This is a genomic window from Piscibacillus sp. B03 (assembly GCF_052246295.1).
In the GTDB taxonomy this organism is placed as follows: Bacteria; Bacillota; Bacilli; order Bacillales; family Alkalibacillaceae; genus Piscibacillus.
The window spans coordinates 43726-67184 of record NZ_JBQQCO010000015.1 but is presented as its reverse complement, the minus strand read 5'-3'; the positions used below and the strand labels follow the sequence as shown (position 1 = coordinate 67184).

The window sequence follows — 23459 nt, the reverse complement described above, 5'->3', positions numbered from 1 at the left end:
ATCTAACGTTATCTATTTGGCTTAATCACAATATAGCGATTTGGATCTTTACCTTCTGAGTGAGTTGTAACGTCGCTGTGGTCATGTAAAGCTGTGTGAATGATTTTGCGTTCAAACGAAGGCATTGGTTCGATTTTTACATTCTGGCTAGTTCGAACAGCTTTACTTGCCAGCTTTTCAGCTAATTGATGCAGGGTCTCTTTTCTTCTCTCACGGTAATTCTCAGCATCAACGACAACCGTAACATACTGTGATGAATCTGCTTTGTTAACCGCTAAATGCGTCAAGTATTGTAAGGCATTTAGAGTTTGACCTCTTTTTCCTATAAGGAGTCCAATTTTATCACCTATAAGTTCATAAACTAGTTCATCACCTTTTTCATGAACTTTAACCTCAACTTCTACTCCCATTTCTAATGACACATTTTGAAGATATTGTTGACCTATTTTAGCTAAATCTATTTTTTCTTGAACTTTAACATAAGCTCGTTTTGAACCGAAAATGCCTAGTAAGCCTTTCTTACCTTCATCAATGATTTCTAAGTTGACTTGTTCTTCAGTCAGACCTAATTGACGAAGCGCATTTTCTTTGGCTTCTTCAACTGTTTGACCACTAGCCGTTATTTCTCTCACTTTTTAGATCCCCCATTTTTCTGATTTTCTTCGAATTGCTTCATCATTGGACGACGAATAAAAATGGTTTGTACGATCATGAATAAGTTACCTACTACCCAGTAAAGTGCTAATGCTGATGGGAAGAATAATGCAAATCCACCAATCATTAATGGTAATAAGTATAACATAACTTGCATTTGTGGGTTCACGCTAGCAGGTTGTCCTGCCATCATGATTTTCTGCTGTATAAATGTTGTTGCCATTGTAATTAAAGCTAAAATAATACTTGGCTCACCTAATGAGAACCATAGGAAATCGTAATTTCGAATAGGTTCCCAACGTACAATTGCATGGTAGAACGCTATTAAAATTGGCATCTGAGCAATAATTGGTAAACAGCCTGCTAATGGGTTTACACCATGTTTTTGGAATAATGCCATAGTTTCTTGCTGTAACTTCTGTTGAGTTTGTTGGTCTTTTGATGAATACTTTTCTCTTAACTTCTGTATCTCTGGTTGCAATAGTTGCATTGCCTGAGATGATTTTAATTGTTTAATATTTAATGGAAGAATTAATGTACGAAGTAAAATCGTAACAATAATAATCGCAGCACCATAACCATGGTTAAATATATCTTCCGCAATAAATTCAATTAAAGAAATTAAAGGCCATACAAAATACTCTTCCCAGATCCCCTCTTTTGTATCATTCGTAAGGTCTTGATTTATATCCATACAGCCGGATAAAAAGATTGCTAAACCTATTAACGCTATTATAAGTATAATCTTTTTGCGCACTCTAAATTTCCTCCTAACAAATCGACAAACTACTAACCATTATAATGGTTTATATATTTTATTAAACTCTATTAAGTATTTTAGCACTTCTTTCAATACTTTTACCATAAGAAATTCAATCATTTATTGACGAAATATGTTAGATCGTTTCAAAACATGTGATAAACTCTTTTTAATCTCAAAAAAACCCATACTACTAGTAGGCTTTCTAGCAATAATGACTAAATCATAGTTGGGGTTTATTTGATCTTCTAATTCAATGAGAGCATGCCTCAAGTATCTTTTAACTTCATTCCGCTTTACAGCATTACCTATCTTCTTCCCTACTGATAATCCAACACGAAAATGTGTTTGACCTTCCTTATGTAAATAATAAAGTACAAGCTGCCTATTAGCGAAAGATTGTCCATTATTTAAGATTTTTTGAAACTCTTCATTTTTCTTAATACGATACGCTTTCTTCATAACAATGTTTCTTCCAATCTTTCTGATCTATGTCATTAGCATGATACTAAATCCACAATTCTAAAAGTGAAAAAAGACCACTGATTAATTTTCAGTGGCCTAAGCAGAAAGTACTTTTCTTCCTTTTTTACGACGGCGAGCTAGAACTTTACGTCCATTTTTAGAGCTCATTCTAGCACGGAATCCGTGAACTTTACTTCTTTTACGATTATTTGGTTGATAAGTGCGTTTCATGTTTAACACCTCCTGAAGATCTATACACGTTGTTCGTTTCCTTCAAAAAACAGTCCAAATTAGTATATAAAATGTAACGCTTATTGTCAAATCAGCAACGCAACTTACATTGTAATTCATATTCGACTATTTTACAAGAGAAAAATTATCCACAAACTATTAGAATAGATTACTTAACTTAAATTTTTATCCACACTGTTAATTGACAAGAAACCCACAAATTCGACACCTGTGGACAATATTTTTAAACATATCTGTAGTAGATGTGGATAAGTTAATTAAAACATTGAAATAAACGACATTTTCTGCTATGATTATGTTGTTTAACTCGTGGATAACGTTATTAGTGATATAAGTTTTCCACAGGTTGTGAATAGTTTGTGGATAGTTAATCACATCATGTTTAAGTATTTATGCACATAATTGTGGATTTTGTCGATATTTGTATATAAACTTTGTAACACCGGTTTATGATTATCCACATATGTGTTTTTTTATTTTGGCCTCTGATTTGTAGTTTTTTAGAACTAAGGGAGTGAACTAGTTGGAGAATATATCAGAAATATGGACTAAAGCTTTATCAGAAATAGAGAAAAAAGTCAGTAAACCAAGCTTTGATACATGGCTTAAATCGACAGAAGCTAAGTTCATCGAAAAGGACCAAATCGTGATCGCCGCTCCTAATGAATTTGCAAGAGATTGGCTTGAGAATAGTTATTCTAAACTTATTTCATCAACGATTTATGATATTACTGGAGCTGAATTACAACCTAAATTCATTATTCCAGAAACAGAAGATATCGATGAACCTCAGAAACAACCAGTTAAAAAAATGAATCAATTAAAAAACAATGATTCGTCATCGAAAACCATGCTGAACTCGAAATATACTTTCGAAACATTCGTTATTGGTTCAGGTAACCGTTTCGCTCATGCAGCCTCATTAGCTGTTGCAGAAGCTCCAGCGAAAGCTTATAATCCATTATTCATCTATGGTGGCGTAGGACTTGGTAAAACACACTTAATGCACGCTATTGGACATTATGTACTCGAACATAACCCATCAGCTAGTGTTGTTTATACGACATCAGAAAAATTTACGAACGAGTTTATTAACTCAATTCGTGATAATAAAGCAATAGATTTCCGCAATAAATATCGAAATGTGGACGTACTATTAATCGATGATATTCAATTCCTAGCCGGAAAAGAACAAACTCAAGAAGAATTTTTCCATACGTTTAATACATTACATGAAGAAAATAAGCAAATTGTTATTTCAAGCGATCGACCACCAAAAGAAATTCCAACACTAGAAGATCGACTACGTTCCCGCTTTGAATGGGGTCTAATTACAGATATTACACCACCAGATTTAGAAACTAGAATTGCTATTTTACGAAAAAAAGCGAAAGCTGATGGCCTTGATATACCTAATGAAGTGATGCTTTATATTGCTAATCAAATTGATACAAACATTCGTGAATTAGAAGGAGCGTTAATACGTGTTGTTGCATACTCTTCTTTAGTAAATGAAGATATTGACGCTGCTTTAGCTGCTAATGCCTTAAAAGATATCATTCCAAATAGTAAGCCAAAAGAAATCACTATTAAAGGGATCCAAGAAGTCATTGGTGAAAAGTATCATGTACGGTTAGAAGATTTTGCAGCTAAAAAAAGAACGAAGTCAGTAGCCTTCCCTCGTCAAATCGCTATGTATTTATCACGAGAGTTAACTGATTTCTCTTTACCGAAGATTGGGGAAGAATTTGGAGGGCGTGATCATACAACTGTTATTCATGCTCATGAAAAAATCTCTAAAATGATGGCTGATGATTTACAATTACAACGTGAAATTGATGATTTGATTGAAACGATTAAATCTCATTAGTTGTGAACATGTAGATAATGTAGATAAGTTGTGCACATTTATGAACAGTTTATCCACATGTGAATAACTCCACATCAGAACACTTTAAAGCAGTTATACACAAATTCACAGTACCTATTACGATTATTACTATTCTTTATAAAAAAAATAAATATATATGACTACTGTATTTAGGAGGGCATTATGAAAATCTTAATTGAACGCGAACCATTAATGAACAGTATCCAAAATGTTATGAAGGCTGTATCATCAAAACCTACAATTCCAATTCTATCTGGAATCAAAATTGAAGCGAATGATCAAGGTGTTAAGTTAACTGGTAGTAACTCAGATATTACAATTGAATCTGTAATTCCAGTTGAAGAGGATGGAATTGTAAACATTCATGATCTTGAACCAGGTCAAATTGTTGTACAAGCTAAATTCTTACCAGAAATTATTCGTAAATTACCTGATAATCAAGTTGAAATGAATATTGATGAAGATTTAAACATTCAAATCACATCTGGACATGCTGAATTTAAATTAAACGGTCAAGATGCTGAAGAATTTCCACAACTTCCTGTATTACATACTGATAATAGCTTTGATTTACAAATTGACTTATTAAAAATGTTGATTCGTCAAACAAACTTCGCGGTATCTGTATCTGAAACAAGGCCAATTCTAACGGGAGTTCATATTAAATTAGAAAATGACCTTTTAGAATTAGTTGCAACTGATTCACATCGTCTAGCATCAAGAAAAATTTCCATGACAGATGCAGATCACTTAACATTTAATAATGTCGTTATTCCAGGTAAAAGCTTGAGTGAATTAAATAAAATTCTTGATGATACACAGGAAACGATTCAAGTCAGTGTTACAGATAATCAAATTTTATTTAGAACTAAGAACTTATTCTTCTTATCTCGTTTACTAGATGGTAATTATCCAGAAACATCACGTTTGATTCCTAACCAAAGCAAAACAGTTGTCAAAGTAGATTCAAAGGATTTAATTGATTCAATTGATCGTGCAAGCTTGTTAGCAAAAGATAATCGAAATAACATTGTTAAGTTAGTGACTAAAGATCAAAATACAATTCAAATTACTAGTCATTCTCCAGAAATCGGTCATGTTGAAGAAACCTTAGTAACTCATTCAATTGATGGAGAGGATTTAAAGATATCGTTCAATGCGAAGTATATGATTGATGCATTGAAGGCAATTGATACTGAACAAGTGTCTATTAATTTCACAGGCGCAATGCGTCCATTTGTCATCCGTCCTGAAGAAGACGATGACCAAATCTTACAACTGATCACACCAGTAAGAACTTATTAAACAACCAACAAACTAAAAATATTATTCAACCGTACTATGGTTAAAGCATTTAGTCATAGTGCGGTTTTATTTTGATTCTTGTTGAGGTATAACTTGCAGAAAGCGTCCACCGATAGCGAATCACATTATCAACAAAAAGTTAAAGTTTACATTTAAATTCATTCACATGTGTATAACTCATTCGTAATAAGTAATTAATTTTAAAAAGATTAACCTGTGGACAATTCGTCCAAACTAGGAATAGAGCATATATTAAATAAGAAATAATACCTTTCCTTGTGCTTTTCTTAAAGCGAAATATTTAGTAAAATAATAATATGACGTTAGGTTGGAAAAGAAGGTGAAAAAATGCCTGAAATTATAGAAATAGATACGCAAGAAATTACACTTGGACAATTCCTTAAATTAGCAAACATTATTGATTCTGGTGGAATGGCGAAAGTATTTCTTAAAGAATTCGATGTATATGTAAACGGAGAGTTAGATGATCGTAGAGGTCGTAAACTTAAAGTGAATGATGTTATAGAAATTGAGGAAGTTGGAACATTTCAAGTTGGACAAGCATCTGAATAAAGTTGGATTGTTAGAGGAGTCACTTCATGTATATCGAGGAAATAACACTCACCAATTATCGTAATTACGACAAACTATCAGTTAATTTTAATAAAAAAATTAATGTCATCATCGGGGAAAATGCACAAGGAAAGACTAATTTGATGGAGGCTATTTATGTCTTAGCCTTCACTAAATCGCACCGGACCCCTCGAGATAAAGAATTAATCCAATGGGATGCAGAGTATGGTAAAATAGAGGGTAGGGTTTTTAAACGGAATCAAAGTTTTCCACTTGAAGTGATTTTTTCAAGTAAGGGGAAAAAAGCTAAGTTCAACCATATTGAACAGAAACGTTTAAGTGAGTACATTGGCGCGATGAACGTCGTAATGTTTGCTCCTGAGGATTTGAACTTAGTAAAGGGAAGTCCATCTGAACGGCGTAAGTTCTTCGATATGGAGATTGGACAAACCCAGCCTGTCTATATTTATCACTTAGGTCAATATCAACGAATCTTAAAAGAACGTAATGCTTTATTAAAGGATTTACAAAGACAAAAGCAAGCTGATCCTACGATGTTAAGAGTCTATACGGATCAACTTATTGAACATGCGGCTCTTATTCTAGAAAGGCGCTTTTTATTTTTGCAGAAGCTTAGGAAATGGGCTCAACCGATTCATGAAGGAATTAGTAGAGGTTATGAAGATTTGACAATTGATTACGACGCTAGTGTAGATGTATCAGAAGACATGGATTCGGAGAAAATAAAAGTAGTTTTAGAGGAACATTTCGATCAAATAGAGTCTAAAGAGATCGATAGAGGAACGACCTTAGTTGGGCCTCATCGTGATGATTTAATTTTTAATGTGAATGGGAAAAATGTTCAAACGTTCGGTTCTCAAGGGCAGCAACGAACAACAGCACTGTCATTAAAGCTTGCTGAAATTGAACTTATTTACGAAGAAGTTGGTGAGTATCCGATTTTATTATTGGATGATGTATTAAGTGAATTGGATGATTATAGGCAGTCACATCTTCTTAATACAATTCAAGGTAAGGTTCAAACATTTGTAACGACTACAAGTGTTGATGGAATAGCTCATGACACCATAAGTCAAGCAGAAATATACACAATCCATAATGGTCAATTAGTTGAGGAAAGGTGAGGATGAACGTTGTTTATACATATTGGCGATGAAAATGTCATTCAATCCGAAGATGTGGTGTCGATTATTGATTATAATTTATTTAACTCCTCATCGATAATTGAAGAGATGATTTTTAAGCAAAGGGATAAAGGTAATGTCTCAGATAGTTCTTATGAAGAAGCGAAATCAATTGTCATTACCGTTAATCATATATATTTTAGTTCACTATCAGTCTCGACATTAAATAGACGTGCACAGTTAGCTTATAAGTTAGACAAAGTCGATGATATAACAGATACCTATGAACTTGAAGAAGGACAGGAATAGACTAGTAATTCAATAGAAAATGAAGGTGAGATCATGGCGATGGAAGATAATTTAAACGAACAAACCGATTATGGTGCGAGTCAGATACAGGTTCTTGAAGGTTTAGAAGCCGTTCGTAAACGTCCAGGGATGTATATTGGTTCTACTAGTGAAAGAGGCTTACACCATTTAGTATGGGAGATTGTGGACAATAGTATAGATGAGGCATTGGCTGGTTATTGTGATCATATTCAAATTATTATTGAGAAAGATAACAGTATTACAGTTATTGATAATGGTCGTGGAATTCCAGTTGATATGCACAAAAAAGCAGGTAAACCAGCTTTAGAAGTCATCATGACGGTTCTACACGCAGGTGGTAAGTTTGATAGTGGTACTTATAAAGTATCTGGTGGTTTACATGGTGTTGGGGCTTCCGTTGTAAATGCCCTATCTGAAGGCTGTGAAGTGTATGTACACCGTGACGGAAAACTATACTATCAAAGCTATACACGTGGTATTCCAAATGATGAAGTGAAAATGATCGGAGAAACTGATCTTACAGGTACCAAGACAACATTCAAACCAGACCCTGAAATCTTCACAGAAACACAAGTATTTGATTATGAACAGCTCTTACATCGTACAAGAGAACTCGCATACTTAAACAAACAGTTAAAAATCTCAATTGAGGATAAACGTAATGATGAACAAGAAGCTGAGCATTTCTATTATGAAGGTGGAATTGCGGAGTATGTTGAGCATCTAAATCGTAAGCGTGAGACATTGCATGAGCCTATTTATGGCGAAAGTGAATTGGATGACATTACAGTTGAATTTGCGATTCAATATAATGACGGGTTTGCTAGTAATATCTACTCGTTTACAAATAATATTCATACCGCTGAAGGTGGAACTCACGAAAGTGGTTTTAAAACAGCATTAACACGTGTGATTAATGACTATGCTCGCAAAAATAATTTATATAAAGAAAATGACCCTAACTTGATTGGGGATGACGTTCGAGAAGGCATAACAGCGATTATATCTGTTAAACACCCTGATCCTCAGTTCGAAGGCCAGACAAAAACAAAATTAGGTAACAGTGAAGTCAGAACCATTACGGATCAAATTTTCTCTGAGAAGTTTTCAACTTTCTTGATTGAAAATCCGAAAGTTGCGAGACAAATTGTTGAAAAAGGATTAATGGCTTCACGTGCACGTATTGCGGCTAAAAAAGCTCGTGAAGTAACGAGAAGGAAAGGTGCGTTAGAAGTATCTAGCCTTCCGGGTAAATTAGCTGACTGTGCTTCTAAAGATGCATCAATTAGTGAAATGTATATCGTTGAGGGGGACTCAGCGGGAGGTTCAGCAAAACAAGGACGTGACCGACATTTCCAAGCGATTTTGCCATTAAGAGGTAAAATTATTAACGTAGAAAAAGCTCGATTAGATAAAATTTTATCTAACAATGAAATCCGTGCTATGATTACCGCTTTAGGTACGGGAATCGGTGAAGACTTTAACATCGAACAGGCTCGTTACCATAAAATTGTCATCATGACGGATGCGGATGTCGATGGAGCCCATATTCGTACGTTATTATTAACATTCTTCTACCGCTATATGCGCCCATTAATTGAGCGGGGATATGTCTATATTGCTCAGCCACCTTTATATCAAATTAAGCAAAATAAGAATTTATATTATGCTTATAATGATGCGGAAATGGAAAAAATCTTAGCTGAGATCCCGTCTTCACCAAAGCCTAACTTACAACGTTACAAAGGTTTAGGCGAGATGAACCCAGGACAGTTATGGGAAACAACGATGAACCCTGAGTCAAGAACATTGCTTCAAGTAAATCTACAAGATGCAATGGAAGCGGATGAAATTTTTGAAATACTCATGGGTGATCAAGTTGAACCTAGACGTGACTTTATTGAACAAAACGCTCAGTACGTGAAAAACTTAGATATTTAAGTCTTGGTAGAGCGCAAGTGTACGGAACAAAATCAGTCTTGCGCTCATTACCATTTAGGGAGGTAATGACGGTTGGATCAACAACGACCAAAAGTAGAAGAAATTAATATTAGTCAAGAGATGAGGACTTCGTTCTTAGATTACGCCATGAGTGTAATTGTTTCACGCGCTTTACCTGATGTAAGAGACGGTTTAAAACCTGTACATAGACGTATTTTATACGCGATGCATGATTTAGGTATGCACGCGGATAAAGCTTATAAGAAGTCAGCACGTATCGTAGGTGAAGTTATAGGTAAGTATCACCCACACGGTGATTCGGCTGTATATGAAGCAATGGTCCGTATGGCACAAGATTTTAACTTCCGAAATATGCTTGTGGATGGACACGGTAACTTCGGTTCTGTTGATGGCGATTCAGCTGCCGCAATGCGTTATACTGAAGCGCGTATGTCTAAGATATCGATGGAATTACTTCGTGATATTAACAAGAATACAATTGATTACAATGATAACTATGATGGTACGGAAAGAGAACCAGCAGTACTACCAGCTAAGTTCCCTAACCTACTTGTAAATGGTGCTTCAGGGATCGCAGTTGGAATGGCTACGAATATTCCTCCCCATCAGTTAGGTGAAGTAATTGATGCCGTTTTAGCTGTTAGTGAGAATCCTGATATTACAATTGAAGAGCTCATGAGTGATTACATACATGGCCCTGACTTTCCAACTGGAGGAAGTATCTTAGGAAGAAGTGGTATTCGCCAAGCTTATGAAACTGGTAAAGGCTCACTTACCATTCGTTCTAAGGCTGATATTGTAGAAGAACCGAACGGTAAATCCACGATTATCGTTAATGAAATTCCTTATCAAGTCAACAAAGCTAGACTTATTGAGAAAATCGCAGAGCTAGTGCGAGATAAGAAGATTGACGGTATTACTGATTTACGTGATGAGTCAGACCGTGATGGTTTGAGAATTGTAATCGAGTTACGCAGGGATGCTAATGCGAATGTAGTTTTAAATAATCTTTATAAACAGACATCCTTACAAACATCATTCGGAATCAATATGCTAGCCTTAGTAGATGGACAGCCTAAAGTTTTAAATATTAAACAAACGCTAGAGTATTATCTAGAACACCAGAAGGAAATTATTATTAGGCGTACTAGATATGATTTAGAAAAAGCTGAAGCAAGAGCTCATATTTTAGAAGGTTTAAGAATCGCTCTAGATCATTTAGATGAAGTTATTGAATTAATCCGTGGCTCTCAAACAACAGATGAAGCTAGAGATGGTTTAATGAACCGATTTGGTTTATCTGAAAAACAAGCCCAAGCGATTTTAGATATGCGTTTGCAGCGTCTAACTGGCTTAGAACGCGACAAAATCGATAACGACTATAAAGAAGTTAAGGAATTAATTGCTGAATTAAAAGCAATCTTAGCAGATGAACAAAAAGTATTAGAGATTATAAGAGAAGAACTATTAGAAATTAAAGAAAAATATAATGACACACGTCGAACAGAAATTACAATTGGTGGCACTGATTTCATTGAGGATGAGGACTTAATCCCAGAAGAAACAGTGATTATCAGCCTAACGCATAGAGGATATATTAAACGCCTACCTGCTACGACTTATCGTGCCCAGCGACGTGGTGGTCGAGGGATTCAAGGTATGGGAACCAATGATGAAGATTTTGTCGAACACCTACTATCTACGTCAACTCACGATACGCTACTATTCTTTACAAATAAAGGTAAAGTATATCGTGCAAAAGGTTATGAGATACCAGAGTTTAGTCGGACAGCAAAAGGTATTCCACTTGTTAACGTTTTACAAGTTGAAAAAGGCGAGTGGGTTAACGCTGTTATAAGTGTTAAAGAGTTTGATGCAGATTGGTTCTTGTTCTTTACAACGAGAAATGGTCTTTCAAAACGTACGTCATTAGAGAAATTTGCGAATATTAGAAGAGGTGGATTAAGGGCTATTAATCTACGTGAAGATGATGAATTAATTTCAGTTCGATTAACTGATGGCGATAAAGATATGATGATTGCCACGAAGAATGGATTACTAATCCGATTCCATGAATCAGATGTTCGCTCAATGGGGCGTACTGCATCAGGGGTTAAAGGGATTACGTTACGAGAAGGCGATGAAGTTGTATCGATGGAAATTATCGATAAAGGCGTGGATCTCTTAACTGTAACTTCTAAAGGGTTCGGTAAGAGAACTCCTGAAGATGAATATCGCTTACAGAACCGTGGTGGTAAAGGTATTATTACGTGTAAGTTAAGTGATAAAAACGGTTCAGTAGTTGCTGTTAAGCCTGTTACAGGAGAAGAAGATCTTATGTTAATGACAGCTAGTGGCGTACTCATTCGTATGTCTTCTGAATCTATCTCACAAACGGGACGTAATACACAAGGTGTTAAGTTAATCCGTTTAGCTGAAGATGAAGAAGTGGCAACAGTTGCCCGCGTTGAAAAAGAAGACGAAGAAGAAGAATTAATAGATGTTGATGAGAGTTCTGAAGCTGAATTAACTACTAATGACGATGAGGAAACAACAGAAGAATCTTAATTTGAACATCAAGAAAACTCGTCTACTATTAGGCGAGTTTTCTTTTAAAAGTAAGTTTCTTGAGTGATTATGGGAGAGGGGGAATGACATGAAAGTTCTTCCACGAGATTTAGTACCAGGGTGTCTTTTACTAAAGGATGTGACGGGGAAAACGACATATCCGATTGTACCTAAAAATACAGTGATTGAGCCTATTCACATAAAAGTTTTAAGTGATTTTCAAGTCCCATATGTAGAAGTGGCTAATCGATTAGTAAATGGTGACCCTTATCAACCTGAGGAAGTAGATCCAAAGAAGATAAAAAAAGAAGACGATTCAACTCGAAGTAAAAATCATTCAAAAGAGCTAAGTTTCTTTGATTACTATGTAAATGCGGTAAAACAAACTAAAGAAATGTTCAAAAGTTGGGAAGAGCATCCGCATCTAAACTTAAAAGAAATAAGAGAAATTGTCATCCCTTTAGTTCGTGATAATGATTTAACTATTGAGACTATAATAGAGTTGCATCATTACAACGATAAACATGACTATATTTATCATCATATGGTGGCTAATTCTGTGATCTCAGGATTTATTGCTATGAGGCTACATTATGAGCAATCCGAATGCTTACAAGTAGCTTTAGCTGCATATTTAAGTGATATAGGTATGGTTAAAGAGGGTGCACATGTCTATAAGAAGGATGGCGTATTGTCTGAGAAAGAGTATGAGAGAATTCAACAACATCCGATCATCTCTTATCGTATGATTGAACAAGAGGTATACCTTAGTCGACAAGTTAAATTAGCCGTTCTGCAACATCATGAGAGACTCGATGGTTCTGGTTATCCATTAGGTGTTAAAAAGGATCAGCTGCATCCTTATGCCCGGATAATTGCTGTAAGTGATATGTTCCATGCGATGACATCTGAGAGGCTTTATCGAAAGAAACAATCCCCATTCAAAGTTATTGAAGAGATGTTAAATGACTATTTAGGAAAATTAGACATGAAAGTAGTAGAGGCTTTAGTACAAGCAATTGTCTATTTTTCCAATGGGACAAAAGTAAGGTTAACAAACAATGAAATCGGTGAAATTGTGTTTGTTGATGATAAACATCCTACCCGCCCAATGGTTAAGAAAGATGCTGACAATGAAATAATTCAACTCGTACAGCATCAAAATTTATATATTGAAGAGATCCTAAGCTCTTAATCGTTGACCAGAGGCTGGGACAAAAGATATCTTATCCTTAGAGAAGACGAATATTAGGAGTAACTTGACTCCTAATATTCGTCTTCAATTTTTAGCTGCGTCAAAATGCTTCGCTTTCCGCAGGCACGGCTTCAACTTCCCCAAACTCACTTTCGTTCGGAGTTTAAGGATGTTCGGCTAAATACGCAACATCCATGTTGCAACGCCGAACTGACCCACATCCTGTGGCCCCTCAGCTCGTGCTGTTCTGCGACGACCTGGACGGTCTAGTGTCGGCGTTGGCCATAGGATGTGGCCGTTTTTAGCCGACCAGGAGTCTGCGCATTTTGACTACGCTAATAAAACTCAATATTCGTTTTTTGTTAAGCTACTTTTCTTTTGTCCCAGCCTCTTTTAAATCTAGATTTGTCGATATATTACAGGGCATCGGGAAATTGTACGTGAAATAGGTTCAAGTGTCGCTCTAAGTTAGAGTTGTTCAGAATTTTTATAGACATTATAGTAGATTATTTTTTGTGCTAAAATGTTCAATTTAAGAGGGTTTACGTTATTAAATATTTCAATTTAGTTAATTTGTCTAATTTACCAATGTGCTTGTCTAATAAATAATGTATAATAATGACGTAAAAGAATTTCGATGGGGGAAGACAGAATGAGAAGTAACTTACACAAAATAAGAATTTGGTTTATGATTGCAATTTTTGCTTTAAGCTCATTATATATTGCGCCACTTGCAGCAAGTGCAAATTCATTTGATGTAGAAGCTGAATCAGCAATTCTTGTTGATTTTGAATCTGGTGATGTTTTATTTGCGAAAAACGCTGACATGTCATTACCGCCTGCAAGTATGACAAAAATGATGACAGAGTACTTAGTATTAGAAGCGATTAATAACGGTGATTTATCTTGGGATACTGAAACCGAGATTAGTGAATATGCATATAAGATTTCTGCAAATAATAATTTTTCAGGTGTGGGTCTCCGTCAAGACCACCCATATACTGTTAAAGAATTATATGATGCTATGGTGATCTATTCAGATAATGCGACTACGATAGCCTTAGCAGAGCTCATTGCTGGTTCTGAAGGTGAGTTTGTTCAAATGATGAATGCTAAAGCTGAAGAGCTAGGGATGACGGACTATGAGTTTGTAAATTCATCTGGATTAAGTAATACATCTTTAGGTGATGATTACCCAGAAGGTACAGACCCACAAGGTGAAAATATGATGTCTGCACGTGATACAGCTAAATTAGCTTATCATTTAATAAAGGATTATCGCGAAGTATTAGATGTATCTAGTACGCCTTTTAAAGAGTTTGAAGGACATAATATGACTAACTGGAACTGGATGTTACCAGGACATGAAAGCCAGAACTTCCAGCAGTTTTCTTATGAAGGTCTAGACGGATTAAAAACAGGCCACACTGACTTAGCTGGTTATACATTTACTGGTACGGCAGAACGTAATGGTCAACGTCTTATTTCAGTTGTTATGAGAACTGATAGCATTGAAGCTCGTTTTATCCAAACAGCTAAACTATTAGATCATGGATTCGATAATTTTGAACGTACGACGTTAGTTGAAGAAGGGTTCCAACTTGAAGATGACTCAACGATACCTGTTGCTAAAGGTAAGGAAAAAACAGTTAACGTTGAAGCTTCACAAGCGATTGAAAAATTAGTTGAAAAAGGTGAAGAAGGAAATTATTCTGCAACTTTTGAATTTGATGAAGAAGTTTTAAATGAGAATGGTGAATTAGAGGCACCGTTTGAAGCAGGCACTGAAGTTGGTAAAGTTGTTCTAGTAAATAATGGTGATGAAGATTACGGTCACTTAACAGAAGGTGATGAGGTTTCAGTACCATTAGTAACGTCTGATGGGGTTGATAAATCCAACTGGTTTGTTTTAATGTTAAAAGCAATAGGTGATTTCTTTGTAGATTTATTCGGAAGCATAAAAGGCCTATTTAATTAAAGATAAACAATTAGGGGGAGTTCATTTATGAGTCAAGTAGGTACAGATCGAGTTAAAAGAGGTATGGCTGAAATGCAAAAAGGCGGCGTCATTATGGACGTTGTGAATGCAGAGCAGGCTAAAATTGCAGAAGAAGCGGGCGCAGTGGCTGTTATGGCATTAGAGCGTGTCCCTGCTGATATTCGTGCAGCAGGTGGTGTTGCACGTATGGCAGACCCAACAATCGTTGAAGAAGTTATGAATGCCGTTTCCATTCCAGTAATGGCTAAAGCTCGTATTGGTCATATTGTTGAAGCACGAGTATTAGAGGCTATGGGTGTTGATTACATTGACGAGAGTGAAGTATTAACACCAGCTGATGAAATTTATCATATTAATAAGCGTGATTATACAGTTCCATTTGTTTGTGGTTGTCGTAATTTAGGAGAAGCAGTTCGTCGTATTGGCGAAGGCGCATCAATGCTTCGTACAAAAGGTGAACCTGGTACAGGCAATATCGTTGAAGCGGTTCGTCATATGCGTGAAGTTCAAAAACAAATTAAAGAAGTTTCGAATATGGCTGAAGACGAATTAATGGTTTATGCCAAAGAAAATGGTGCATCTTATGAAGTACTACTTGATATTCGTGAGAATGGACGTCTTCCTGTTGTAAACTTTGCAGCGGGTGGTATTGCAACACCTGCAGATGCAGCACTTATGATGCAACTAGGGGCTGACGGTGTCTTTGTAGGTTCTGGAATCTTCAAATCAGATAATCCTGAACGATTTGCAAGATCTATTGTTGAAGCAACAACTCATTATGATGACTATAAATTAATTGGTGAGCTTTCAAAAGGTTTAGGTACAGCAATGCCAGGTATTGAAATGTCAACATTAACAGAGTCTGATCGTATGCAGGATCGTAGCGAATAAAGGAGAATCCTAATGCTTAAAATTGGTGTATTAGGGTTACAAGGTGCATTTAGAGAACATAAGCATTCCATTGAATCTTGTGGCCATGAAGCATTAATCGTAAAGAAAAAAGAGCAACTAGATGAAGTCGATGGGTTGATTATACCTGGTGGTGAGAGTACCACAATGAGACGTTTGATAGATCGTTATGAATTCTTTGAGGCATTGAAAGAATTTGGACAATCAGGTAAGCCAATTTTCGGAACATGTGCGGGTCTTATTTTATTAGCAACTGAAATAAATGGTCAAAGTCATGCGCATCTTCAATTAATGGATATGGTTGTCGAACGTAATGCATTTGGTCGTCAACGTGAAAGCTTTGAAACGAAGCTTGAAGTAAAAGAAGTAGCCGATGATTTTGAAGCTGTATTTATTCGAGCACCTCATATTGTAGAGGTGAAAGGTGATACAGAGGTATTAGCGACTTACAACGGTCAAATTGTTGCTGCTCAACAAGGTCATTATTTAGCCGCAGCATTTCACCCTGAACTAACAGATGACCATCGATTAACTCAATATTTTGTTGAAATGGTGAAAAACAGTAAGTTAAAACTTGCAGCTCAATAAAAATAAAGTTATATTATTATACAAATAGTTAATTGCACTGATGGGAAATAGTAATTAATGATCTTTTTTCAGAGAGCTGGTGGTAGGTGCGAACCAGTAAAAGACCTTAATGAATCCATCCCTGAGCAGGTTAGCCGAACGAAAGAGTAAGCTAACCCGGTCAAGCGCCGTTAAAGCTTCCGAGTTGGAAGAAGTGTTGGCTTCTTCAACAAGGGTGGTAACGCGGGTATACAACTCGTCCCTTTTCTTTAGGGGCGAGTTTTTTATTTCGTAAAAAAATAAGGAGGATTATCATGCTTGATTTAAAGTACTTAAGACAAAATTTTGATGACGTTAAAGCAAAGTTACAACACCGTGGAGAAGACTTAACTGACCTTGATCATTTTCAAGAATGGGATCAAAAAAGACGTGAGTATATTCAAGAATCAGAAGAATTAAAAGCTCGCCGTAATGAGGTTTCTAAAGAAATTTCTCAAATGAAGAAAGAAAAACAAGATGCTGAGCACTTAATTAAGGAAATGCGTGAAGTTGGTGATCGCATTAAGGAAATCGATACGAACTTAAAAGAGGTTGAGGAGAAGTTAAACGAACTATTATTATCAATCCCTAACATTCCTCATGAATCAACACCTATTGGTGAAGATGAGGATGACAACGTTGAAGTTCGCAAGTGGGGGGATGTTCGTCAGTTTGATTTCGATGAAAAGCCACACTGGGATGTTGCAACAGAGTTAGATATTGTTGATTTTGAACGTGCTTCAAAAGTGACGGGAAGCCGCTTCGCATTTTATAAAGGACTAGGAGCACGTCTTGAACGTGCATTAATCAATTTTATGATGGATTACCAAGTGGATGAACATGGATACAAAGAAATGATGCCACCGCAGATGGTTAATACAGAAAGCTTAAAAGGCACTGGCCAATTCCCTAAATTTACTGAGGATGTCTTTAAGCTTGAGGATTGGGATTATTACTTAATTCCAACTGCAGAAGTGCCTGTGACGAACTATCATCGTGATGAAATTTTATCTGTTGATGACTTACCTAAGAAGTTTGCGGCCTATAGTGCTAATTTCCGTTCTGAAGCGGGATCTGCAGGACGCGATACAAGAGGGTTAATTCGTCAACATCAATTTAATAAAATTGAGCTTGTTCATTTAGTAAAACCTGAAGACTCTTATGATACTTTGGAAGTGTTAACAGGACACGCTGAGAAGATTCTACAGCTTCTTAAATTACCATACAGGGTTATGAGTATGTGTACAGGTGATTTGGGCTTCACAGCAGCTAAGAAGTACGATATTGAGGTGTGGCTGCCAAGTAGTGGTACGTACCGTGAAATTTCTTCTTGCTCTAACTTCGAAGCATTCCAAGCTCGCCGCGCGGGAATCCGTTTCCGTCGTGATGCAAAAGCGAAACCAGAATTCGTTCATACATTAAATGGATCAGGTTTAGCTGTCGGTCGTACAGTTGCTGCAATCTTAGAAAATTATCAAGAAGCAGACGGTTCAGTTACAATTCCGGAAGTATTACGTCCATATATGGGTAATAAAGAACGCATTGAGCGTTAATAAAAAGAGGTGTGCGATAAGCGCACCTCTTTAAAGTTTTATATAAACATCTTACTAAAAAGACAGAAAATAAAAAAATCTATAGAATATGTTGCGTGCTGTCGAATCGTATGATATATTTATTTTTGTCAGCTCACACGGAGGAGTACCCAAGTCCGGCTGAAGGGAGCGGTCTTGAAAACCGCCAGGGGCTTCACGGCCCGCGGGGGTTCGAATCCCTCCTCCTCCGCCATACATATAATAATTCATGGTTACATTAATTGTAGCCATTTTTTTATGCCCTTTTTTGGATAAAATAGCAAAAATATCAAAAGATAAGATAAAAAGTGCACAGGGGTATGAGAAGTTATGCATCCAAGAGAGTGGCAAATTATAATCTCCGATGGTAAAACATCAATCAAGCAGTTATATTTATCTAAGTTTGTAGGTTATAGTATAGGAGTTTTGGTGAGTACTTCACTCCTTAGTGTTGGAATGATGGTTTATGTCATTAGCCAGCAAGTAAATGAAAATGAGGCATTACAGTCTCATGTACAAGAACTTAACCAACGTTTTCAAACACAACATGAAAAAATTTTGCAGTATGAAGAAGAAAAGCATACGATAGCACGTCAATTAATTGAGCTACGCGCTTTAGAAGAACAGATGAATGATTTAGTCTCAGAACTAAATCCTGGCCGTATAGCAGCATTCTCAGAAGGACCACAGGGTGGTTTAGAAGAAGGTCTTGTTAAATCATCTGATTTTAAAATCAATCGAGATTACAGCAGTATAAGTGAAGAATTCTCAAAGTTAGTTGCTAGTTATCAAACAGCTGTACAAGATATGAATCAAGTTACTCAAGACCTTAAACGAACGCCAATCTATTGGCCGGCAGACACTGAAGTGGTTAGCTCCGCCTTTGGCTACAGGACAGATCCATTTACGAATGTGAGTTCTTTTCATGGTGGTATTGATTTAGCTGGTCCACTAGATACTGAAATATACTCAACAGGACACGGTGTGGTAGAGTTTGCTGGATGGAACGGGGCTTATGGAAAGTCGGTTCTTATAAACCATGGACATGCTTATAAAACTCGTTATAGTCATTTAAATGATATTCATGTTCAAAAAGGTGACCAAGTGAAGCAAGGACAGCTAATTGGACTTATGGGATCCACTGGGCGAAGTACAGGTGTTCATTTACATTATGAAGTATTAGAAGATGGAGAACGAGTCGATCCATATCCGTTTATGACGTATATACAAAATGCTTTGGATGAATAAAAAGGTTGGTATAACAGAAAAATAGCTTATAGTAAAACGAATATTGAATGTTATTATCGTAGTCAAAATGCAAGACTTCTGGTCGGCTAAAAACGGCCACGTCCTATGGTCAACGCCGACACTAGACCGTCCAGGTCGTCGCAGAACAGCACGAGCTGATAATCACCCCAAACGAACGTAAGTGAGTTTGGGGAAGTTGAAGCCGTGCCTGCGGAAAGCGAAGCATTTTGACGTAGCAAAAAAGAAGACGAGTATTAGGGTGATTTTACCCCCAATACTCGTCTTCTTCAGTGGGTTTGTTTGAGCCTCTATACATTAAGCTTTAATATAATTTCTAGATGTTTGTATGAAATGCCCTACACGTTCAAGGATTGGCTCAATCGATTGATCGTTATTAAATAAATCATAATCATTAATATTAATTCTCATAACAGGACATGTATTGAAGTTATTAACCCAATCTTCATAACGATCATACATTTCACGCCAATACTCAATTGGTGTATCTTGTTCCATTTGGCGACCTCTACTTTTAAGTCGATCTAAAACATCTTCAAAAGATCCTTCTAGATAGATTAATAAGTCAGGATGCGGGAAGTATGGCGTCATAACCATCGCATCAAATAAACTTTTATAAGTATTATAATCTGTTTCCGTCATCGTCCCTTTTTCACGGTGCATTTTAGCGAAAATACCTGTATCTTCATAAATCGAACGGTCTTGAATAAACCCGCCCCCGTATTCAAAGATTCTTTTCTGCTCTTTGAAACGTTCAGCTAAGAAATAGACTTGAAGGTGAAAACTCCAACGTTCGAAGTCTTTATAAAATTTATCTAAATAAGGGTTTCCGTCGACTTTCTCAAATGATGTGCGAAAGTTAAGAGCACTAGCTAATGCGTTCGTCATCGTTGATTTTCCTACCCCTACTGTTCCTGCGATTGTGATAACGGCATCACTAGGAACCCCATATCTGTCATAGACATTCATGTAACAACTTCTCCTTTTTCAATATGCTTCTCAACAATAGATAATATATAATCGAGATCGTCTTGATGTTTTACAAAATCAAGGTCATCTCCATTTAAGCGAATGACAGGGATGTCAGGATTATTAGCTTCAAACTCATACATGAATTGATCATAATCCTTAGATAGCTGCATTAAATAATCTGCTTGAATATTCTTCTCAACTTCCCTACCCCGTTTTCTAATCCGATCTAATAATGTGTCAAGGCTTGCGTGTAAGTAAATCATGACATTAGGTTTAGGCATATCATCCGTTAACGTATGAAAAATTTGTTCATATTTATTGAACTGTTTTTCATTTAATGTTCGTTTAGCAAAAATCATATTTTTATATATATGATAATCAGACACAACAGGCTTGCTTTGTTGTAAGTAATGTTTTTCAATATCCTCTAGTTGCTTATATCGATTACACAAAAAGAACATTTCTGTTTGAAAACTCCACTCTTCAATATTGTCATAGAACTTACCTAAAAAAGGATTTTCTTCGACAATTTCTTTAAGTAAATGAAAGTAGAAATGTTGTGCAATCTTGTTGGATAATGAGGTTTTCCCGACGCCAATAGGGCCCTCTACAGCAATAAAAGGTACATGGTATTCCCCCATACAGACTCCTCCAATGACATATCTTTTCTATTATTCCATGATAACAAATTTCGACTCCAAAGGGGGTGTTTTTCTATAGATTTTAAAAATCCAAAAATATCTAGCAAAGACCTATACACTTTTAGAGCCCCAACATATTTTATATTGTAACCATGAAAAGAGAGGTGAGAATAAATGTTTGAAGATAATTGCAACGATTTTGATTGCAAAAACAACAAATGTGTTTGTAAAACGGTAGCTAAAATTGCTGCAGCACAAGATGAAGTAGCGGGTAGAGGTCAAGGTTGTGATACCGGATGTAAACAGTCAATTAATGACTTACTATCACCAACAACTGGTCCGACTACTAATAATGACACCGTTCCATTCATTTTATACTGTAAAGGTGACTGTGACGAGTTTATTGGAAAAAGCGTTATTACTGTACAACGAACTCAAGGCCAAAACACGTTTACAGAATTCGATTGTATTGAAACTCCTGTATTCCGTGTTAGTAAGGTGAAGAAAAACTGTTGTGCGGAACTTGAATTACTACTTCCAGTAAACATGGGAGGTCAAACTCCTGGTTCCGGTGGAGACGACGTTTGTGACTATTTCAGAGGAAATTCTATCAGAAACCTTCAGCGCACAGGTATTTGTATCACTGTAGACTTATGTGAATTTATGGCAATCGCTTGTTTAGATCCAGTAAGAGCTTTACCGGTTTCGGAATGGAGAAGAAATCCTTCTGTAGCAGGTGCGAGCGCTAAATGTGACGACTAATTATCTGAGAGACTGGTGCCTTATTAAGGCGCCAGTTTTTTTATGTTTGACAAAATACCTATAGGGGTATATGATGTATATGTAACGTCAGAAATGACAATATTAATTTTGCGTTGTATCATAATAAGCGAGAGGAGGTAATCATGATGGAATACGATGCAAAAGTAAAAAATAGAGTAAAACGATTGGAAGGTCAATTACGCGGTGTTCTTCGTATGATGGAAGAAGGAGCAGATTGTAAAGATGTGATTACCCAATTATCTGCAAGCCGTACAGCGATTGATCGTACAATTGGAGTTGTTGTAAGTAATAACCTCATCGAATGTGTTCAAGAAGCGAATGAAAATGGTGAGGAAACAGAAGATAAAGTTAAAGAAGCGGTTAACCTGCTTGTTAAAAGCCGTTAACAAAAAAATAATTTTAAACTGTTGACGGATTAATTTTTATAAGTTAATATACCCCATAGGGTATTAAAAATACTAAAATATTTCTTAGGAGGAATTTTTCATGGATATTAACAAAACTTTAGATGCAAAAGGTCTAGCATGCCCAATGCCAATTGTAAAAACTAAAAAAGCAATCGGTGACATCGAAAGCGGTCAGATCTTAGAAGTAGTTGCTACAGACGCAGGTGCTAAGAGTGACTTAACAGCATGGTGCAAGTCTTCAGGTCATGAGCTAGTTGACATGAATGAAGATAACGGAGTATTTACGTTCTATATTAAAAAGGGTTAATTTTTTTAGTTTATTATATACCTATACGGGTATAAGTAATTGTGAGGTAGTCATTAAAAGGCTACCTCCCTCAAAAAACAATCGGGAGGAGATTTAACATGGCTGAAAACAAAAAGACAAATATCATCTTATTCAGCGGTGAGTACGATAAAGCTATGGCAGCCTATATTATTGCAAACGGTGCTGCCGCTTATGATCATGACGTAACGATTTTCCACACTTTCTGGGGGTTAAACGCATTACGTAAAGATGAAAAATTACAACCAAGCAAATCATTTATGGAAAAAATGTTTGGTAAAATGATGCCTCGTGGGGCTGACAACATGCCACTATCTAAAATGCAGTTCTTAGGTATGGGTCCAAAAATGATTAAAGGTGTTATGAAAAAACACAATGCGATGCCATTACCAGATTTAATCGATATGGCAAAAGAGCAAGATATTACAATTCTTGCTTGTACAATGACAATGGATTTACTAGGACTTAAGAAGGAAGAACTTCTAGATGATATTGAGTATGGTGGTGTAGCAGCTTATATTGCTGAAGGTGAAGATGGCGCCATCAACCTATTTATCTAATAGAGGAGGTAATTCATAATGAAGACTATTGACTCTAAAACAGTACAAGAAAAGCTAGCTAAAGGTGAAGATTTAAACTTAATCGATGTTCGTGAAGTTGAAGAGGTACAAGAAGGTAAGATACCTGGTGCCGTGAACATTCCACTTGGATTAATCGAATTTCGTGAAAATGAATTAGATAAGAATAAAGAATATATTATGGTATGCCGTTCTGGTGGACGTAGTGGCCAAGCGACACAGTTTCTACAAAGTAAGGGCTATGACGTTACCAACATGGAAGACGGAATGCTAGGCTGGGAAGGACCAGTTGAAAAATAATT

The 23459-nt window shown here is 36.3% G+C and carries 25 protein-coding genes, 1 tRNA gene and 1 other annotated feature; of the genes, 20 read left to right on the top strand and 6 right to left on the bottom strand.

The genetic code is table 11. The features are described 5' to 3' along the window. Positions 1 to 8: 8 nt before the first annotated feature. The 4 genes from jag to rpmH all read right to left on the bottom strand — a co-directional run bounded on the left by jag (position 9) and on the right by rpmH (position 2110). On the bottom strand, positions 9 to 632 hold the full coding sequence (jag, locus tag ACTWQB_RS11285; RefSeq protein WP_443139286.1) for an RNA-binding cell elongation regulator Jag/EloR: 624 nt from the start codon (positions 630 to 632) through the stop codon (positions 9 to 11). Further along, positions 629 to 1411, bottom strand: a complete 783-nt coding sequence (gene yidC, locus ACTWQB_RS11280) for a membrane protein insertase YidC (RefSeq protein ID WP_443139285.1) — start codon at positions 1409 to 1411, stop codon at positions 629 to 631. The genes jag and yidC overlap by 4 nt, the downstream gene beginning before the upstream one ends. 123 nt (positions 1412 to 1534) lie before the next feature. Continuing rightward, the gene (gene rnpA, locus ACTWQB_RS11275) at positions 1535 to 1876 is read right to left on the bottom strand and encodes a ribonuclease P protein component (RefSeq protein ID WP_443139284.1); all 342 of its coding nucleotides are present in this window, start codon (positions 1874 to 1876) and stop codon (positions 1535 to 1537) included. A gap of 99 nt (positions 1877 to 1975) precedes the next feature. Continuing rightward, on the bottom strand, positions 1976 to 2110 hold the full coding sequence (gene rpmH / locus ACTWQB_RS11270) for a 50S ribosomal protein L34 (protein ID WP_443139283.1): 135 nt from the start codon (positions 2108 to 2110) through the stop codon (positions 1976 to 1978). A 544-nt stretch (positions 2111 to 2654) separates the two neighbouring features. Here rpmH and dnaA point away from each other — a divergent pair. The 15 genes from dnaA to ACTWQB_RS11195 all read left to right on the top strand — a co-directional run bounded on the left by dnaA (position 2655) and on the right by ACTWQB_RS11195 (position 19614). Further along, complete coding sequence (gene dnaA, locus ACTWQB_RS11265) at positions 2655 to 4001, top strand: chromosomal replication initiator protein DnaA (protein ID WP_443139282.1); 1347 nt, start codon at positions 2655 to 2657, stop codon at positions 3999 to 4001. 183 nt (positions 4002 to 4184) lie between these two features. Further along, positions 4185 to 5327, top strand: coding sequence for a DNA polymerase III subunit beta (gene dnaN / locus ACTWQB_RS11260; RefSeq protein WP_443139281.1), 1143 nt, complete (start codon positions 4185 to 4187; stop codon positions 5325 to 5327). 348 nt (positions 5328 to 5675) lie between these two features. Beyond that, positions 5676 to 5900, top strand: coding sequence for a S4 domain-containing protein YaaA (gene yaaA / locus ACTWQB_RS11255; protein WP_443139280.1), 225 nt, complete (start codon positions 5676 to 5678; stop codon positions 5898 to 5900). Between the two features lie 26 nt (positions 5901 to 5926). Continuing rightward, the gene (recF, locus tag ACTWQB_RS11250) at positions 5927 to 7045 is read left to right on the top strand and encodes a DNA replication/repair protein RecF (RefSeq protein WP_443139279.1); all 1119 of its coding nucleotides are present in this window, start codon (positions 5927 to 5929) and stop codon (positions 7043 to 7045) included. A 9-nt stretch (positions 7046 to 7054) separates the two neighbouring features. Further along, positions 7055 to 7354 carry an extracellular matrix regulator RemB gene (gene remB, locus ACTWQB_RS11245; RefSeq protein WP_443139278.1) on the top strand — a complete coding sequence of 100 codons (300 nt, stop codon included), beginning with the start codon at positions 7055 to 7057 and terminating at the stop codon, positions 7352 to 7354. 39 nt (positions 7355 to 7393) lie between these two features. Then, positions 7394 to 9316, top strand: a complete 1923-nt coding sequence (gene gyrB / locus ACTWQB_RS11240) for a DNA topoisomerase (ATP-hydrolyzing) subunit B (protein ID WP_443139307.1) — start codon at positions 7394 to 7396, stop codon at positions 9314 to 9316. Positions 9317 to 9436: 120 nt separating this feature from the next. Further along, complete coding sequence (gene gyrA, locus ACTWQB_RS11235; protein WP_443139306.1) at positions 9437 to 11905, top strand: DNA gyrase subunit A; 2469 nt, start codon at positions 9437 to 9439, stop codon at positions 11903 to 11905. A gap of 88 nt (positions 11906 to 11993) precedes the next feature. Further along, on the top strand, positions 11994 to 13100 hold the full coding sequence (locus tag ACTWQB_RS11230; protein ID WP_443139277.1) for an HD-GYP domain-containing protein: 1107 nt from the start codon (positions 11994 to 11996) through the stop codon (positions 13098 to 13100). 652 nt (positions 13101 to 13752) lie between these two features. Further along, positions 13753 to 15078 (top strand): D-alanyl-D-alanine carboxypeptidase family protein, encoded by a 1326-nt coding sequence (locus tag ACTWQB_RS11225; protein ID WP_443139276.1) that lies wholly within the window; start codon positions 13753 to 13755, stop codon positions 15076 to 15078. Between the two features lie 27 nt (positions 15079 to 15105). After that, on the top strand, positions 15106 to 15990 hold the full coding sequence (gene pdxS / locus ACTWQB_RS11220; protein WP_443139275.1) for a pyridoxal 5'-phosphate synthase lyase subunit PdxS: 885 nt from the start codon (positions 15106 to 15108) through the stop codon (positions 15988 to 15990). Between the two features lie 12 nt (positions 15991 to 16002). Next, positions 16003 to 16596, top strand: coding sequence for a pyridoxal 5'-phosphate synthase glutaminase subunit PdxT (pdxT, locus tag ACTWQB_RS11215; protein ID WP_443139274.1), 594 nt, complete (start codon positions 16003 to 16005; stop codon positions 16594 to 16596). 28 nt (positions 16597 to 16624) lie between these two features. Next, positions 16625 to 16842: a binding site (T-box leader), on the top strand. A gap of 47 nt (positions 16843 to 16889) precedes the next feature. Further along, the gene (gene serS, locus ACTWQB_RS11210; RefSeq protein WP_443139273.1) at positions 16890 to 18167 is read left to right on the top strand and encodes a serine--tRNA ligase; all 1278 of its coding nucleotides are present in this window, start codon (positions 16890 to 16892) and stop codon (positions 18165 to 18167) included. 139 nt (positions 18168 to 18306) lie between these two features. Continuing rightward, positions 18307 to 18399: transfer RNA gene (locus ACTWQB_RS11205), tRNA-Ser, on the top strand. A gap of 116 nt (positions 18400 to 18515) precedes the next feature. Then, complete coding sequence (locus ACTWQB_RS11200) at positions 18516 to 19433, top strand: peptidoglycan DD-metalloendopeptidase family protein (protein ID WP_443139272.1); 918 nt, start codon at positions 18516 to 18518, stop codon at positions 19431 to 19433. A gap of 43 nt (positions 19434 to 19476) precedes the next feature. After that, positions 19477 to 19614 carry a hypothetical protein gene (locus ACTWQB_RS11195; protein WP_443139271.1) on the top strand — a complete coding sequence of 46 codons (138 nt, stop codon included), beginning with the start codon at positions 19477 to 19479 and terminating at the stop codon, positions 19612 to 19614. Positions 19615 to 19748: 134 nt separating this feature from the next. On the opposite strand, the gene ACTWQB_RS11190 is transcribed toward ACTWQB_RS11195, so the two are convergent. Next, positions 19749 to 20420: a deoxynucleoside kinase gene (locus ACTWQB_RS11190; RefSeq protein ID WP_443139270.1), complete on the bottom strand. Its 672-nt coding sequence runs from the start codon at positions 20418 to 20420 to the stop codon at positions 19749 to 19751. Continuing rightward, entirely contained in the window at positions 20417 to 21064 is a 648-nt protein-coding gene (locus ACTWQB_RS11185; RefSeq protein ID WP_443139269.1) for a deoxynucleoside kinase, read from the bottom strand. The genes ACTWQB_RS11190 and ACTWQB_RS11185 overlap by 4 nt, the downstream gene beginning before the upstream one ends. 174 nt (positions 21065 to 21238) lie before the next feature. On the opposite strand from ACTWQB_RS11185, the gene ACTWQB_RS11180 reads away from it, so the two are divergent. The 5 genes from ACTWQB_RS11180 (at position 21239) to ACTWQB_RS11160 (ending at position 23457) form a co-directional block, all read left to right on the top strand. Next, entirely contained in the window at positions 21239 to 21826 is a 588-nt protein-coding gene (locus ACTWQB_RS11180; protein WP_443139268.1) for a CotY/CotZ family spore coat protein, read from the top strand. Positions 21827 to 21972: 146 nt separating this feature from the next. Further along, positions 21973 to 22233, top strand: coding sequence for a metal-sensitive transcriptional regulator (locus ACTWQB_RS11175; protein WP_091772922.1), 261 nt, complete (start codon positions 21973 to 21975; stop codon positions 22231 to 22233). A 100-nt stretch (positions 22234 to 22333) separates the two neighbouring features. Continuing rightward, entirely contained in the window at positions 22334 to 22561 is a 228-nt protein-coding gene (locus ACTWQB_RS11170; RefSeq protein WP_277674082.1) for a sulfurtransferase TusA family protein, read from the top strand. A gap of 98 nt (positions 22562 to 22659) precedes the next feature. Beyond that, positions 22660 to 23139 carry a DsrE/DsrF/DrsH-like family protein gene (locus ACTWQB_RS11165; RefSeq protein WP_443139267.1) on the top strand — a complete coding sequence of 160 codons (480 nt, stop codon included), beginning with the start codon at positions 22660 to 22662 and terminating at the stop codon, positions 23137 to 23139. Between the two features lie 18 nt (positions 23140 to 23157). Next, a complete protein-coding gene (locus ACTWQB_RS11160) occupies positions 23158 to 23457 on the top strand; it encodes a rhodanese-like domain-containing protein (RefSeq protein WP_443139266.1) in 300 nt (99 codons plus the stop codon). Positions 23458 to 23459: the final 2 nt, after the last annotated feature.

Coding starts and splice junctions, on each gene's coding strand:
- pdxS (WP_443139275.1), top strand. CDS start 15,106: ATGAGTCAAGTAGGTACAGATCGAGTTAAAAGAGGTATGGCTGAAATG.
- ACTWQB_RS11190 (WP_443139270.1), bottom strand. CDS start 20,420: ATGAATGTCTATGACAGATATGGGGTTCCTAGTGATGCCGTTATCACA.
- ACTWQB_RS11200 (WP_443139272.1), top strand. CDS start 18,516: ATGCATCCAAGAGAGTGGCAAATTATAATCTCCGATGGTAAAACATCA.
- ACTWQB_RS11170 (WP_277674082.1), top strand. CDS start 22,334: ATGGATATTAACAAAACTTTAGATGCAAAAGGTCTAGCATGCCCAATG.
- ACTWQB_RS11175 (WP_091772922.1), top strand. CDS start 21,973: ATGGAATACGATGCAAAAGTAAAAAATAGAGTAAAACGATTGGAAGGT.
- dnaN (WP_443139281.1), top strand. CDS start 4,185: ATGAAAATCTTAATTGAACGCGAACCATTAATGAACAGTATCCAAAAT.
- rnpA (WP_443139284.1), bottom strand. CDS start 1,876: ATGAAGAAAGCGTATCGTATTAAGAAAAATGAAGAGTTTCAAAAAATC.
- ACTWQB_RS11225 (WP_443139276.1), top strand. CDS start 13,753: ATGAGAAGTAACTTACACAAAATAAGAATTTGGTTTATGATTGCAATT.
- ACTWQB_RS11230 (WP_443139277.1), top strand. CDS start 11,994: ATGAAAGTTCTTCCACGAGATTTAGTACCAGGGTGTCTTTTACTAAAG.
- serS (WP_443139273.1), top strand. CDS start 16,890: ATGCTTGATTTAAAGTACTTAAGACAAAATTTTGATGACGTTAAAGCA.
- ACTWQB_RS11165 (WP_443139267.1), top strand. CDS start 22,660: ATGGCTGAAAACAAAAAGACAAATATCATCTTATTCAGCGGTGAGTAC.
- pdxT (WP_443139274.1), top strand. CDS start 16,003: ATGCTTAAAATTGGTGTATTAGGGTTACAAGGTGCATTTAGAGAACAT.
- gyrB (WP_443139307.1), top strand. CDS start 7,394: ATGGAAGATAATTTAAACGAACAAACCGATTATGGTGCGAGTCAGATA.
- ACTWQB_RS11160 (WP_443139266.1), top strand. CDS start 23,158: ATGAAGACTATTGACTCTAAAACAGTACAAGAAAAGCTAGCTAAAGGT.
- ACTWQB_RS11180 (WP_443139268.1), top strand. CDS start 21,239: ATGTTTGAAGATAATTGCAACGATTTTGATTGCAAAAACAACAAATGT.
- ACTWQB_RS11185 (WP_443139269.1), bottom strand. CDS start 21,064: ATGGGGGAATACCATGTACCTTTTATTGCTGTAGAGGGCCCTATTGGC.
- yaaA (WP_443139280.1), top strand. CDS start 5,676: ATGCCTGAAATTATAGAAATAGATACGCAAGAAATTACACTTGGACAA.
- rpmH (WP_443139283.1), bottom strand. CDS start 2,110: ATGAAACGCACTTATCAACCAAATAATCGTAAAAGAAGTAAAGTTCAC.
- gyrA (WP_443139306.1), top strand. CDS start 9,437: ATGAGGACTTCGTTCTTAGATTACGCCATGAGTGTAATTGTTTCACGC.
- recF (WP_443139279.1), top strand. CDS start 5,927: ATGTATATCGAGGAAATAACACTCACCAATTATCGTAATTACGACAAA.